Source organism: Corynebacterium sp. UMB8791, from assembly GCF_054166365.1.
Map to the genome: position 1 here is coordinate 86,972 of NZ_JBSZCG010000136.1, position 12,929 is coordinate 99,900.

Sequence of the window (12,929 nt, forward strand, 5' to 3'; positions counted from 1 at the left end):
ATGACTCTGTTGCCAGATTTTGAAAACCGTGAGCGGATCCGCACGGATGTTGACTCCACCTTGTTCGTGGAGGCCGGTGCCGGGGCTGGTAAAACGTACTCACTCGTCCAGCGCCTGCTCACGCTCATCTTGGAACGTGAAGTTCCAGTCACCCAGATCGCGGCGATCACGTTTACGAAGAAGGCTGCGGCGGAGCTTTCGGAGCGTCTCGCCCGTGAGCTGGCAAAGCACGCGGGCAACCCAGTGGCGGATCGCGCTCTGCTTGAGCTGCCCAGCGCAGCCATTGAAACGCTGCACAGCTTTTGCCAGCGCCTGCTGTGTCTTTACCCGCTCGAGTCCGGCATCCCTCCAGAGATCACGGTGCAGGATAACTTCGCCGCGGAGCGTCAATCCGACGTGCTTCGACGCCGAGTAAGCGAAGCGTTTTCGAGCGCACTCGAGGGGGTCTTCCCCATCGCTGAGCTGAGCGGGGGCAAGATTCTCGACGCCGACCTCCGCGAAGCCCTGGAGCATTTCGCGGGCGAGAACGGTTCGATGTCTTCGCTGCTGCAGCTTGCCCAATACATGGACGATAACTGGGGTGAGTTGGAGCCGACGATCGCTGCTGCCCTGCCGGAGGCGTTCGTGTTCGATGAGGACGCAGCCACGCGAATCGTGGGTGAGCTCAAGCGCACTCTCAACGAGTGCTCAGACCCTGAAGACGCGTTTGCGTTGACCTTGGGAGAACAAATTACGGATCTTCAGCTGCGGATCACCGCGGGTGATTTCACGAAGGTCGGCGAGTTCCGCAAGGGCAACGGTGGCCGAAAGGCGAACTGGGGCGGAGCGGTTGTCAAAGAAATCAAGTCGGCGTGTGAGCGTGTCTGGGACTCCTGGAATGAGAACGTGGAAAGGCAAGCGGCGCGTCCCAAAGCGGTGCTTCGCGCGTCGTTGGCCTTGATCGTGCTGGATAACGCACGTCGACGCCACCGCACTGGTGAGCTCCAATTTGGTGACCTTGTGTACCTGGCAGACCAGCTGTTGAAGCACCACCCGCATGTCCGGGAGGACGTGCACACACGGTTTACACACCTGCTTGTGGACGAGTTCCAGGACACCGACCCTGCCCAGTTGCGCATCGTGCGCGCGATTGCCACCGACCCTGCTACCGGGAAGCTCACTCCCGGGGCCTTGTTCACGGTGGGTGACCCGAAGCAGTCGATCTACCGGTTCCGCCACGCGGATCTGGACACCTACCTTGCTGCCCGTGACGCGCAGGACTGCGAGGTCGTCGAGCTGACCACGAACTTCCGCTCCACCTCGAAGGTCCTGGACTGGTCCAACCAGGTCTTCGAACGCTATTTCCCGAACGCCTTGGCTACCAGCAAGAAGCCAGACCCGAAGCTTGTGCCCCGAGAAGTGGCCTTTACTGCACTGGACGCACGGCCTGGGCTTGATGACGCCCCCGAGCTGGCAGACTTCAATAGTCGCACGATTGTCGCGCATTACGAAGCCATCAAGGAGGACAATCTGTCCAAGGAGGAGGCTGAGTGCCGCCTCATCCTGAGTATTATCAAGCAGGCGCTTGCGGAGGACTGGCAGCGCCGCGACAAGGTTGTACGTGACGACGGCACTTCGTATGAGACCCTGGTCGGGTTGGAGCCGCACGATATTGCGATTTTGGTGCGTACCCACCGTCAGGCGGCGTCGTTAATGGCGTTTCTTGATGCGCATGACGTGCCCTACGTCCCGGAGGGCGCTGCGCTGACGTATCTGGCGCCCGAGATTGAGGAGCTCCACGTCGTGCTGCACGCGGCGGCTGACCCGGCGGAATCGCTGTCGGTGGGCGCCGCGCTGCGTACAAGCCTGCTTGGTATTTCCGACCTTGAGCTTGCGCAATGGGCCGCTGCGGGCAGCAGTTTGAACATTTACGGGCCTCGGTTGCACGACCTGACTGGGCGTATTCCGGATGCGCTCAACCTCATTTTGAAGCTGCATGAGGCTTCCCGTGAGATGTCCGTCGGCGCCCTGGTGTCCTGGGCGTGCGACCAACTGAACATGGTGGAGCTGGCCGCTGCGCGAAGCGCGTTCCCCTTGGAGGCGCTGCGCCGCCTCGAGTTCGTGAAGCACAATGCGCGCGCCTTTACCGAGGCGACTCACGGTACCCTGCGCGAATACACCGCGTGGACTGATTCGTTGGCCAACGAGCGTCATCAGATCACCGATCCGGAGAGTACGACTGCGGGCGGGGTGCGCATTCTGACGCTGCACGCGTCCAAGGGCCGGGAGTTCCCGATGGTGATCTTGGCCGGGATGTACGGCGGTAGGAACAACAACCCTCAGGTCAGCCGCCCGCATCCTGCGGACCATGTGTTGGAGTACAGCGAGTTCCGGCTCACCTCCCCGCGTTCGAGGGAAATCCTGGAGCACGAAAAGCTTGCCGACGCCGCCGAGCGCGCCCGCCTCTTCTACGTCGCCACGACGCGTGCGCGTGACCACCTAGTGGTGTGTAAGCGAACTGATAACCCGAACAGCGTGGCGTCGAAGGCGTTCAATACGGCCATCGAGAACACGATCGCGGAGGGCGCAATCCCGGAAGCGATTGCTGCGGAGGACATCCCAGCATACGAATATGACTTCACCACCTCCGCCACGCGGCCCACAGAGCCGAACGCCGAGGGACTGCCGGATCTTCATGCCTCGGAGAGCGCGTGGCAGTCGGCTCGTGCACGCCGTGTCGCCAGCACGGCGGTGGCTCATGCTCGAGACGCTGACGTCGTGAAGCTTGGGCTCACGCGGGAGACTGCCTCACTCGACCCGGCATTGGTGGTTACTGGGGAGGCCCGCGCTGAGCACGGCGCGGCAGTGGGCACCGCGCTGCACGCAATGATGGAGCGCGCGACGCTCGATGACCTCACAGCTGCCGGTGGTGCAGCCGATTACGCGGCCACGCTCAGTGTGGACTGCGGTGCGCCCTCGCAGTTCCGGGAGACGCTCGCATCAATGGCGGAACAGCTGCTGGAGTGCGAAACCGTCACGCACGCCTTTTCCTCGCAGCATTACAGGGAGCTGCCGGTATTCGGCCGACTCAGTAGTGGCGGCCCAATTATCGACGGCGTCGTTGACCTGCTCTACCGCGAGGGAGATAGCTGGGTCATTGCCGACTACAAAACGGATGTCAGCGCCGATGCCCAAACTGTGTCCGAGTATTTCAACCAGCTCCGGCTGTACGCCGAGCTTTTGGGCGGGGAGCTCGACGCCCCGATTACACGCTTAGAGCTGCTCTTCCCCCGCAAGCAAGGAGTTGTGATACGCACGCGTTCACTGGGCTAAGCCGACCGAATTATCCCCGATCAACCTGCACCAACAGGCGCCACGTTAGGGATTTGGTAAGTCGCACTTTAGTGATTTGGTAGATTGCACTTTAGGGATTTGGTAAGTCGCACTTTAGGGATTTGGTGAAATAGTGTTCATTCCGAGGGAATTGGGCCAGCATCTTGAGCAACTGGCTTCGTGGTTTCCGATCGTGAGCGTGACCGGACCACGGCAAAGCGGAAAATCGACGTTGATTCGTGAACAGTTCCCTGATTTCACCTATCTCAATCTCGAAGACCCAACGCTACGCGCGTTAGCCACCGAGGATCCCACGGGCTTTATCCATGATCGTGGCTCTGCCCTCATCATCGACGAGGCCCAGTATGCGCCCGAGCTTTTCTCGGCCCTGCAGGTTATTTCAGACGAACAGGGCACACCGGGACAATACGTGCTTTCCGGCTCGCAGAACTTCCTCCTCATGGAGAAGATCTCGCAAAGCCTAGCCGGAAGAGTCGGCATCACCCACCTGCTTCCACTCTCTTTTCGGGAGGCACTCACCGCACGACCCGACACGAGCGCTGAAGATTTCATGGTTCACGGTGGGTATCCGCGCCTTTATCAAGTAGATATGCCGCCGGAGATCTACTACCAGAACTACCTCCGCACATACGTCGAACGAGACGTCACACAGTTACTCAATGTTCAGAACACGGACGCTTTTCAAATGATGATGAAACTGATGGCCCTTAATGCCGGCAGCCTCATCAACTACACCGGGCTGGCTCGCGAACTCGGCGTCGCGTTTGCGACCGTGAAGAACTGGGTAAGCATCCTGGAATCCAGCTTCATCGTGTTCACACTGCGTCCTTTTCACACCAATTCCCGCAAGACGCTGACGAAGACCCCTAAGTTGTACTTTTACGACACTGGACTGCTCTGCCACCTCCTGGGTATCCGCACAAAAGTAGACCTCGTGAACTCCCCGGCTTTCGGCGCGGTGATGGAGAACCTCATCGTGGCAGAAACAGCCAAGTGCTACCACCACCAAGGGATAGCCCCTGACCTGTATTTCTATCGCGATGACAGCAAGATTGAAGTGGATCTCCTCGACATGACGCACGAGCCACGCGCTGTTGAAATAAAATCCTCCGCAACGTTTCGCTCGCGCCACGGGAGAAACCTCGCCACGGTTGGCAGCCAGTTGGACATTGACCCGACGCAGCGCTGGGTGGTCTACCGTGGCGAGCACGGCCAACAATTGGAAGAGTTCAAGGTGGTGCCCGTTGTCGAGTACCTGCGTCACAATTTCGCGAGTCCTTCAAACCGGGTACTCTGACACGCGTACTAACTCTGGATGGTGGTGTAAGCAATGCGCAAAGTCGTATCCACGCTCGTTGCGGTGGCGGTACTGTTCACAGCACCGCACGCGGCCGCGAACCCGCTCGCGGGCAGCTCACAGGCGTTCTCGCAGTCCAGTTCCCAGGCTGGTGAGGAGCTCCGTACGGCTATCTACCGGGCGCTTCCGCCGCAGGCGCGCAACCATCCGTGGGCGCAGCAGCTTGCTCCTGCACCCGCGCCCAGCGCGTCGGCTCCGGCCCAGGATCAACCTGCGGACTGCTCCAACTGTGTGGCCGTCACGTTCGACGACGGTCCGGCGGCCTCCACGAATCAGGTGCTGGATATCTTGGCGCGCAAACAGGCCCCGGCATCGTTTTTCATGCTGGCGCCGGAGGTCCGCGCGAATGCGGGCGTCGTGCAGCGGATGCGGGCTGCCGGTCACACGGTAGCCAGCCACACTGCCACGCACCGCGACTTGACGAAGCTTTCGCAGCCGGAGGTGCGTCGCGAAGTGGAGGAGGGCTCCCGCGCTGTTGCTGATGCCACTGGTGCCTCCCCGCGGTTTGTCCGCCCGCCGTATGGGGCGCTCAACGCGACCGTGTCTGACGCGGCGCGGGTGCAGGGCGAGGCGGTGGTCCTATGGGACGTCGATACGTTGGATTGGAAGCACCGCGACCCGGCGCGGACGTGCAAGACTGCGGTTGACCAGGCGCGGGCCGGGTCGATCATTCTGATGCATGATATTCACCCCACGACGGCCCAAGCCGTGGAGTGCGTGATCGACGGGCTGCGTGCGAAAGGCCTGCGGCCGGCGAGCCTGGATCAGATGGTGCCGCAGCCGGTACCCGGTAAGACGTACACCACCAAGAACAGTTAGCTCGCCTGCATCCGGGCGACCATGTCGTGGGCGATCCACGACTCCACTGGCTCGCCGTCGATGGTCCACGCGGGGTGGTCGCCGCCCTCGAAGTAGGACAGGTGGTGGGGCATCATGTTCATCACGTGCGGGATGAGGTCAATCAGTGGCATCGGGATCTGAGGAACGCCTAGCCCGGCGGCCATCGGCAGCAGTTCCTGCGCGGCCACGTGGAGCAGCACGCCCAACCCGGTGATGTCTTCTCCCGAAAACGGCGGTGTCTCCCCCGCATATTCCTGTACTACATGAGACACGGCAGCTAACTCCCACGCCAGTGCAAGCAGCGTAGCAATCGGGTTGTGCCCGAAGTCCTTGAAGCCACGCCCGGCAAGTTTGTGCAGCGGGGCTGCGGCGGGCTGGGCGAGGCGCACGCCGACGCGCTGCGCCAACCCGTCGTGCTGCGTGGCGCAGGCGAGGTCGTTGCTGTGGCAAAACGTGAGTACCTCAGCCTCAGCGTCGTGGAAGCTGGTGCGGCGTGGCCCGGTGAGACCCGAGACGTCGCTAGCAAGGCGTACGCCGTCGAGCGGGATGAGGATTTCGCCGTTCTCGCCGCGGACGCCACGCGCGCCGGTGACTGTTTCCGCCGTGTGGTAGGTGGTGCGGCTGCGCCCCGGATCCGCGATAAGGTAGGCCGCGACAAGGCTCGGGTCGGGGGACTCCGCCACGAGGTCCCCGAGCAGGCCAGCCCCTTGCGAAAACCCGAGGAACAACACCTTCGTGTCCGGGCATGCGTCGTGGAGCGTGGCGAGGTGCGTGCGCACCGCACGCTTGCCCGTATCTAGCGACGCCCCGTACGGCAGGGCCATGTTCGTCCTGGTCTCCCCCAGCGTGCCGAGCACGCCAACCGAGGCCGTGTACGGCACCTGCCAGGCAGACACGCTCTCGCCAGCCGCTTCGACGTCAGCGATCAGGGTCGACCCGGGTCGCAGTCCGCGCACGTGCAGCGGGTCGTCGCCCTGGTTGGAGTCGCCGGTGCCGGCGGCGATGACAATCTCGAAATCAGTGCAGCGCTGCGGTGAGGTCGCGATGTTGCGCTCGTACGACTCGAGCGGGGCCTCGGGCAAAGGCTCGCTATCGCCTTTCCCCAGTAACTGCGCCTGAGCTGGCGGTGCCACAGACGGGACCACAACGCACGCAGCGCACACCACGGCTGCCAACGCAGCGCGCATATCGTTCATGAGGCGTCCCTCCACGCGTTGAGGTCCACCGTGAATCCCCCGATGGTGCCGCGGGAAGTGTACTGCCACACCTCGGGGGTGCCCATGCCGAGCGGGGCTGGCCAGGCGTCGGCACCTGGAAATGCTGGCTCGTCGGAACCCCAGTCGGCGAGCCAGAGCGCACCGAACTGGGAGGGCCGGGCCAAGCGCATGTATCGGCGCCAGTACCAGGCATTCGTATAGACGCCAGCAACGCGCACCCCACACCCCTGGAAGGTGTCGTAGGCGGAGCGGACGTCGGCAAGTGTGAGCCCGGCAGGGCTTTCCACGTCGAGCCACATCGGGCACTGCATAGCGCCGGGGGCGCGCTGGAGTACCTCGACGCTGGCCTCCACCTGCTCGGCCACGCTGGTTCCCTCGGAAGGGCTGCGCAGGAAGTGGTAGGTGGATACGTTGAGGTGGGCGGAGCGGGCGTCGACAAACAAGCCGGCGAACGCGTGGTCCTGGTAGGTGCCGTCGGTGGTGCGGATGATGGCGAAGTCGAGTGGGCAGGCGGTGAAGTCAAAGCCTGCCTGGTGCTCGGATACGTCGACGCCGAACCGCATTAGTTGCGCTTGCTAAAGCCCATGCGTGGCTGGAAGCCCTCGGGGCGCTTGCGCTGGGCGGCGGCGTCGCCGATGACGAGGCGCCACTTCGCGTCGGTGACCGGCATGTGGGATAGCGGGAACCAGCCGACGTCGATGGATTCGTCGTCGCCGACGACGGGCTCCTGGGAGGGGTCGACGGCTTCGAGGCGGAGCTGCGTCGACATGTAGCTTGCGATGTCCCCATTGTCGTGGGTGACGGGGCCGATGGCGCCGACGCCGAGGATCGCAGCCGGGGTGGCCTTGATGCCGGTCTCTTCGAGTACCTCGCGCACCGCGGCGTCGTGGGCGTCCTCGCCTGGGTCGGCGATGCCGGTCACGGGCGTCCACTTCTCGTTGTCCGCGCGGCGGACGAGGAGCACTTCGGGGACTGCCCACGGGGTGTCCGCGGTGGAGTCCCGCAGCACGACGGCACATACGGAGGGAACCCACATTGGGTCGGTTCCGATCTTTGTTCGGGTCTGCACGATGAACTCGGGTATAGGCATGGGTTCAAGTGTACTTCGGTTACTATTTACGGCATGTTGCACACCACCACTGATGACTCCGCACAGTCTGTCGCTTTGCTTCGCCGGGTGCCAACTGCACTGTTTGTGGCGGTGTACGGAGCGCTCGTGGTGGTGCTGGCCTCGCTGGCAGTCGCGTTGTACGCCTACCAGCACAACGCTCCGCAGGAGACTCGGTTGCAGCGCGAACTAGTGTTTCAGCCCGAGGCACCGCAGGCCGACATCGCGTCGATAGAAGCGAGCATCCGGCCGTACCTGATCGCGAACGCGGAGGTGCGCGAGGCGCATCGCGGCGCAGCGCTGCGCGGCGACATCACGGATACCGCGGTGCAAGACGTGGACTCGTTCGCGGGGCACCTGTCGCGTTTGCTGCAGCAGAACTGCATCCCCGGCGTTGAGCTGCGCACAGGCAACAACCTCAACGTGAGTTTGTGGGACTACTGCAACGACGCTCCCGCACCAGAATCGATTGCGCAGCAAATGCGCCTCGCGGTAGGTTACGACGCCGACTTCGTCGGGTTCCTGCACTACCCGTTCGGGCAGAAAGTCAAGGTAACGTGGATGAACGTGGCCGACGAGGCTGATCGCGACAGCCTCATCGCAATGTGGGAAGACGTTGGCCTCCCCGACGGCTTCGTCGAGGTGATTTACCAGGCTTACGGAGCTGGCGAAGTGACCACGCTCGAGATTGATGACAAGGGCAAGCACGACCTGCAGACGCACCCGACGCCCGATACGCAGTAGCTCACCACTGCTGTTCGACCCACTGGGCGTCCGGCACGACGCGCTCGATGACTTGCAAGATCTGGTCGACGTTGGAGTAGGACATCATGATCGGGTCCTCCATGCCTTCCCAGCACTCCTCCCCTGAACGGTCGGCTTCCGTCCCGGAGACCACGCCGATGATAGTGGCCCGCCCGTTCACGTCGGCGAAGACGGGGCCACCCGAGTCGCCGGAGGAGGCGCAGACGCCTGCGATGTCGCCGCGGGACTCACGTTGTTCTTCGTCGTCGTGGGCGGTCACGATCTGAACGCGGCTCGCGGCCTCGAAGTGGCCGCAGGTGTAGCCGGTGGTTCCGCCGGTCTTGCAAACACGGTCAACGGGCCCAATGTCGGCGCCGATGCCTGTCGGGATCGGGTCGCCGACGAGCGGCACGGCGCGATCCGTGTCGTAGATCTCGATAATGCCGACGTCGATGCGCTCCGCCTCTGGGTCCTCTACATCAGGGGTGTAAAGCCCGGAGTAGATAAACCTACCGACTTCCTGCGAGTAGTCGTTCGTGTCCGAGGCCCCTTTCGGCCACACCAGGTTGCCTTCACGCCCGCAGTGCCCGGCGGTGACGGCGTAGGAGCGGCCGTCGGCACCCGAGAACGTGAACGCGACGGTGCAGGACTGCGCGGTGAAGCGCTCCCCCGGCTCCGGGTAGTGGTCCGTGGACTGGATCAGCGAGCCCGGCGCCCACGGTGCGAACTCGGGCACCAGGATCCGGTTGCCCGTTGCCGCGGCAGGCGGTTGCTCCCCGGGTCGCTGGACGGCTTCCTGGGCTTGGCGCTCCTCGGCGGTGCGCGTGTCTATTTCAGAGGTGTGCAGGCCCAGCCACACCACCATCCCGACCAAGCACAGCGCGGTGACGATGACGGTAAACCACGCGGCACCACCTAGCCCGCGACGAGGCGCCGACTGCCCTACTGGGGCGACCGGCTCCGGGAACGTCCACTGTTGCCCGTCTTCGGGCTGGTATTTTTTGGCGAGGTCGCCGCTACTGCTCATCGCCCGCTTCATCGTCAGCGAAGGCGGGGTCGCCCTTGGCAGCTTCTTCCTTCTGAATCTTCATGTCTCGGATGAACTTCTCGGGGTCGAACTCGGTGAAGTACTCCGGGCCTGCGAACTGTTCCTGTGCCATGTGCTACTTCCCTTCGATGGAGTCTTGGATAAAGGCCTTCACGGCGTCGGCGTCATTCGGCAATTCGGTGACGTGCCGTGGTTGGTCCATGATGCCACGGAAGCGCTCAGGTACCTCCGGCTGGGTGCCGGTGGCCTCGACGATGGTCTCGGCGAACTTCACCGGCAGCGCGGTCTCCAGCACGACGACAGGAGTGTTGACGTCACCGCTGACAGCACGAGCGGCGTGGACACCGTCGGCGGTATGCGGGTCAATCAGCACGCCGGAGCGCTCGTGGACCTCGCGAATGGTCGCCACGCGGTCAGCGTGGGTGGACGAGGAGGAGCAGAAGCCGAACGCGTCGCGGATGCGGTCGAGGACGTTTGCGCCGCCGAAGTCCTCGGCGTCGAAGCCGCCGCTGTTCACCTTGGTGCCGAAGAGCTCGCTGGTCAGCGCGGCGTCACGCCCGACGGCGTCGAACATCATGCGCTCGAAGTTCGACGCCTTCGAGATATCCATGGACGGCGAGGACGTCGCCTGAGTCTCGGCCGCGCTGCGCGGGCGGTACTGGCCGGTGCGGAAGAACTCGTCGAGGACGTCGTTCTCGTTGGTAGCCACGATCAGTCGGTCAACGGGCAGGCCCATCCGCTTGGTGATGTAGCCCGCGCACACGTCGCCGAAGTTGCCGGTTGGCACCGAGAAGCTCAGCTTCTGCGAGTTGTTCTCGGTCACGCGCAGGTAGGTAGAGATGTAGTAGACCGTCTGGGCCAACAGGCGTGCCCAGTTAATGGAGTTGACGGCGCCGATGGCGTACTTCGCCTTAAAGTCGGCGTCGCCGTTGACGGTCTTGACCACGTCCTGGCAGTCGTCGAAGACGCCGTCGAGGGCGATGTTGAAGATGTTCGGATCGTCCAGGCCGAACATCTGGGCCTGCTGGAACGGCGTCATCCTGCCAGCTGGGGTGAGCATAAACACGCGGATGTTGTCGCGGCCGCGCATCGCGTACTCGGCAGAGGAGCCGGTATCGCCGCTGGTAGCGCCCAGGATGTTCAGGTGGCGGCCGCGGCGGCCCAGCTCGTATTCGAAGAGCTCGCCGAGCAGCTGCATCGCCATATCCTTAAACGCCGCGGTTGGCCCCTCGGAGAGGTGTGCCAGCCACAGGTCGTCCTCGAGTTTGGTTACGGGGACGATGGCGGCGTCGTTAAATACGGGGGTGCGGTAGGCGCGGGCGGTGATCGCTTCGATGTCGGCGTGCGGGATGTCGTCGATAAAGAGCTTGAGCACCTCGGCGGCGAGTGCCGCGTACCCGCGCTCGGCGAGCAGCGTGCGCCAGCTGTCGAGCTGCTCGGGGCTTAGCTGCGGGTACTCCACGGGAAGGAACAAGCCGCCATCCGGGCTTAAGCCCGTGAGCAGGATGTCGGTGAACTTGTAGGTTGTGCCTGCGGTATCGCGCGTTGAAATGTAATCCACGGTTGCACAGTCTACGTGACGCACCGGACCCGCATGCCGGATTGCGCAGCCGAGGGAGTACCTTGTACCGCATGCCCCATTCCAACTCCCCTGTATCCCAGACCAACGACCCACAGCAGCGCGTCACCCGGCGCGCCCTTTTTGTGTGGTTCGGCGCGGTCGCGGTGTACGTGGTCGCGATCTTGGGTCGAACGTCCTTCGGCGTCGCGGGAGTTGAGGCGATCGACCGCTTTGGTATCGACGCCTCGCGCATCGCCGTGTTCACCGCAGTACAGGTTGGCGTGTACTCGTTGGCGCAGATCCCGACCGGGGTGCTCATCGATAGGCAGGGTCCGCGCTTCATGCTGATCGTCGGCGCGCTCGTGATGGCGGTGGGCCAGATCCTGCTCGGGTTTACGTCCTCGTACCCTGTCGCGCTTGCGGCTCGCGTGCTGATCGGCGCGGGCGACGCCACGGCGTTCCTGGCAGTGATGCGTATCCTGCCGAGCTGGTTCCCGCCCCGCAAGACGCCGCTGTTTACGCAGCTTTCTACGGCGATTGGGCAGATGGGTCAGTTCCTGTCCGCGGTGCCGTTTTTGGCGCTGCTGCACGCGAAGGGCTGGCAGGTTGCGTTCGTCTCGCTCGGTGCGGTCGGGGTGCTCGTGGCGCTCGCCGCGGTGGTCGCGGTGGCGGACGCTCCCGCGAAGCCTGGCGAGGAGGCTGCGACCAAAAGCGCTAAGGTGCCGCTTCGCACCACGCTCTCGACGGTGGTGCGCTCGCCGGTGTGCTGGGAGGCCTTCTTCATCCACGGGTTCTCCATCTTCCCGATGGTCACTTTCACCCTGCTGTGGGGTGTGCCGATGATGACGCTCGGCATGGGCCTGAACGAGCAGGAGGCCGGCACGGTGCTCATCGTGCTGACGGTGTGCATGATCGTCGCATCGCCGGTGCTCGGTGCGGTCTCTGCACGCCTGGGCGTGCGCCGTGACATGGCGGTCATCGTGCTGTGCTCGCTGACGCCGCTGATGTTTTTGTGGTTCTTTTCGACGTCCACTCCGCGCGGCTTCGGCGCGATCCTCGCGGTGGTGATCGTGATGGGCACGGTGGTGCCCGCGTCCAACTTCGGCTTCGATAACGTGCGCGAACACGTGCCACCCGCCATGGTGGCGACCGGCACCGGCCTGGCCAACATGGGCGGGTTCACATCCTCCATGGTCGCAGCCCAGGCGGTGGGGATTTTGCTGGACCACTCGGCAGATTCGGTGCAGTACACGTGGGAGGACTTCCAGTACGCCTGGATCGCGGTCTACGTGCTAGCAATCCTGCTGATCGTGGGCCTGCTCGTGGCACGGGCGAAGGCGCAGCCGCAGATGCGCCGACTCAAGATCGTCGAGCAAGCACCACCAACGAAGGCAAACTAGCGCCGCGGGGGTTCCTGTCGCCCGGTCAGGATGTCCACGACGGAGCGGATGGCGGCGTCGCCAAGCTGCGGCAGCGCCGAAGATCCGGGCGTGGAGACCGTGGTCGGCCCCTCGCCTTCGCGGGTGCGCTCGGGCACGCGCTGCTGGTGTGCATCCGTGGTGCCGGGCTCCACGGCGATGCTCAGCGTGGAGTCTGCCAGCTCGAGTGCGGTGTCTGCGGTGACGCCGGCGACGCGGGCGGCGTCGACAAGTGCGACGAGGTCCGCGAACGTTGCGTGTTCAAGGTCGATTGCAATCTGTACAGCCATGGGCACCAGCATA

12 protein-coding genes are annotated in these 12,929 nt (G+C 63.7%); 5 read left to right on the forward strand and 7 right to left on the reverse strand.

The features are described 5' to 3' along the window. The 3 genes from ACXIUA_RS09225 to ACXIUA_RS09235 all read left to right on the forward strand — a co-directional run bounded on the left by ACXIUA_RS09225 (nucleotide 1) and on the right by ACXIUA_RS09235 (nucleotide 5,509). Entirely contained in the window at nucleotides 1-3,312 is a 3,312-nt protein-coding gene (locus ACXIUA_RS09225; protein WP_457976653.1) for a UvrD-helicase domain-containing protein, read from the forward strand. Between the two features lie 133 nt (nucleotides 3,313-3,445). Further along, a complete protein-coding gene (locus ACXIUA_RS09230) occupies nucleotides 3,446-4,630 on the forward strand; it encodes an ATP-binding protein (protein WP_320072756.1) in 1,185 nt (394 codons plus the stop codon). Between the two features lie 33 nt (nucleotides 4,631-4,663). Further along, a complete protein-coding gene (locus ACXIUA_RS09235; protein ID WP_457976654.1) occupies nucleotides 4,664-5,509 on the forward strand; it encodes a polysaccharide deacetylase family protein in 846 nt (281 codons plus the stop codon). Here the strand turns inward: ACXIUA_RS09235 and ACXIUA_RS09240 are convergent. Genes ACXIUA_RS09240 through ACXIUA_RS09250 form a run of 3 tightly spaced genes read right to left on the reverse strand, consistent with a single transcriptional unit; the run spans nucleotide 5,506 to nucleotide 7,837 of the window. Continuing rightward, complete coding sequence (locus ACXIUA_RS09240; protein ID WP_320072758.1) at nucleotides 5,506-6,726, reverse strand: cutinase family protein; 1,221 nt, start codon at nucleotides 6,724-6,726, stop codon at nucleotides 5,506-5,508. The genes ACXIUA_RS09235 and ACXIUA_RS09240 overlap by 4 nt on opposite strands. Continuing rightward, on the reverse strand, nucleotides 6,723-7,310 hold the full coding sequence (locus ACXIUA_RS09245; protein WP_457976655.1) for a glycoside hydrolase family 25 protein: 588 nt from the start codon (nucleotides 7,308-7,310) through the stop codon (nucleotides 6,723-6,725). Before ACXIUA_RS09245 ends, ACXIUA_RS09240 begins: the two co-directional genes overlap by 4 nt. After that, the gene (locus ACXIUA_RS09250) at nucleotides 7,310-7,837 is read right to left on the reverse strand and encodes an NUDIX hydrolase (RefSeq protein ID WP_071572421.1); all 528 of its coding nucleotides are present in this window, start codon (nucleotides 7,835-7,837) and stop codon (nucleotides 7,310-7,312) included. Before ACXIUA_RS09250 ends, ACXIUA_RS09245 begins: the two co-directional genes overlap by 1 nt. Nucleotides 7,838-7,870: 33 nt before the next feature. Between ACXIUA_RS09250 and ACXIUA_RS09255 the strand changes: the two genes are divergently transcribed. Continuing rightward, nucleotides 7,871-8,599 (forward strand): hypothetical protein, encoded by a 729-nt coding sequence (locus ACXIUA_RS09255; RefSeq protein ID WP_457976656.1) that lies wholly within the window; start codon nucleotides 7,871-7,873, stop codon nucleotides 8,597-8,599. Nucleotide 8,600: 1 nt separating this feature from the next. Here the strand turns inward: ACXIUA_RS09255 and ACXIUA_RS09260 are convergent, their stop codons facing one another. Genes ACXIUA_RS09260 through thrC form a run of 3 tightly spaced genes read right to left on the reverse strand, consistent with a single transcriptional unit; the run spans nucleotide 8,601 to nucleotide 11,208 of the window. Then, nucleotides 8,601-9,626 carry a trypsin-like serine protease gene (locus tag ACXIUA_RS09260; RefSeq protein ID WP_457976657.1) on the reverse strand — a complete coding sequence of 342 codons (1,026 nt, stop codon included), beginning with the start codon at nucleotides 9,624-9,626 and terminating at the stop codon, nucleotides 8,601-8,603. Continuing rightward, nucleotides 9,616-9,759, reverse strand: coding sequence for a hypothetical protein (locus ACXIUA_RS09265; RefSeq protein WP_168156175.1), 144 nt, complete (start codon nucleotides 9,757-9,759; stop codon nucleotides 9,616-9,618). Before ACXIUA_RS09265 ends, ACXIUA_RS09260 begins: the two co-directional genes overlap by 11 nt. A gap of 3 nt (nucleotides 9,760-9,762) precedes the next feature. Next, nucleotides 9,763-11,208 carry a threonine synthase gene (gene thrC, locus ACXIUA_RS09270; RefSeq protein ID WP_457976658.1) on the reverse strand — a complete coding sequence of 482 codons (1,446 nt, stop codon included), beginning with the start codon at nucleotides 11,206-11,208 and terminating at the stop codon, nucleotides 9,763-9,765. 71 nt (nucleotides 11,209-11,279) lie between these two features. On the opposite strand from thrC, the gene ACXIUA_RS09275 reads away from it, so the two are divergent. Further along, nucleotides 11,280-12,608, forward strand: coding sequence for an MFS transporter (locus ACXIUA_RS09275; protein ID WP_457976659.1), 1,329 nt, complete (start codon nucleotides 11,280-11,282; stop codon nucleotides 12,606-12,608). Here ACXIUA_RS09275 and ACXIUA_RS09280 read toward each other — a convergent pair. After that, nucleotides 12,605-12,916, reverse strand: coding sequence for a hypothetical protein (locus ACXIUA_RS09280; RefSeq protein WP_252932132.1), 312 nt, complete (start codon nucleotides 12,914-12,916; stop codon nucleotides 12,605-12,607). The two genes, ACXIUA_RS09275 and ACXIUA_RS09280, sit on opposite strands and share 4 nt — an antisense overlap. Nucleotides 12,917-12,929: the final 13 nt, after the last annotated feature.

Excerpts from the sequence above, each read along its gene's own strand:
- ACXIUA_RS09225 (WP_457976653.1), top strand. The coding sequence starts at position 1 with ATGACTCTGTTGCCAGATTTTGAAAACCGTGAGCGGATCCGCACGGAT.
- ACXIUA_RS09235 (WP_457976654.1), top strand. The coding sequence starts at position 4,664 with ATGCGCAAAGTCGTATCCACGCTCGTTGCGGTGGCGGTACTGTTCACA.
- ACXIUA_RS09240 (WP_320072758.1), bottom strand. The coding sequence starts at position 6,726 with ATGAACGATATGCGCGCTGCGTTGGCAGCCGTGGTGTGCGCTGCGTGC.
- ACXIUA_RS09245 (WP_457976655.1), bottom strand. The coding sequence starts at position 7,310 with ATGCGGTTCGGCGTCGACGTATCCGAGCACCAGGCAGGCTTTGACTTC.
- ACXIUA_RS09250 (WP_071572421.1), bottom strand. The coding sequence starts at position 7,837 with ATGCCTATACCCGAGTTCATCGTGCAGACCCGAACAAAGATCGGAACC.
- ACXIUA_RS09255 (WP_457976656.1), top strand. The coding sequence starts at position 7,871 with ATGTTGCACACCACCACTGATGACTCCGCACAGTCTGTCGCTTTGCTT.
- ACXIUA_RS09260 (WP_457976657.1), bottom strand. The coding sequence starts at position 9,626 with ATGAGCAGTAGCGGCGACCTCGCCAAAAAATACCAGCCCGAAGACGGG.
- ACXIUA_RS09265 (WP_168156175.1), bottom strand. The coding sequence starts at position 9,759 with ATGGCACAGGAACAGTTCGCAGGCCCGGAGTACTTCACCGAGTTCGAC.
- ACXIUA_RS09275 (WP_457976659.1), top strand. The coding sequence starts at position 11,280 with ATGCCCCATTCCAACTCCCCTGTATCCCAGACCAACGACCCACAGCAG.
- ACXIUA_RS09280 (WP_252932132.1), bottom strand. The coding sequence starts at position 12,916 with ATGGCTGTACAGATTGCAATCGACCTTGAACACGCAACGTTCGCGGAC.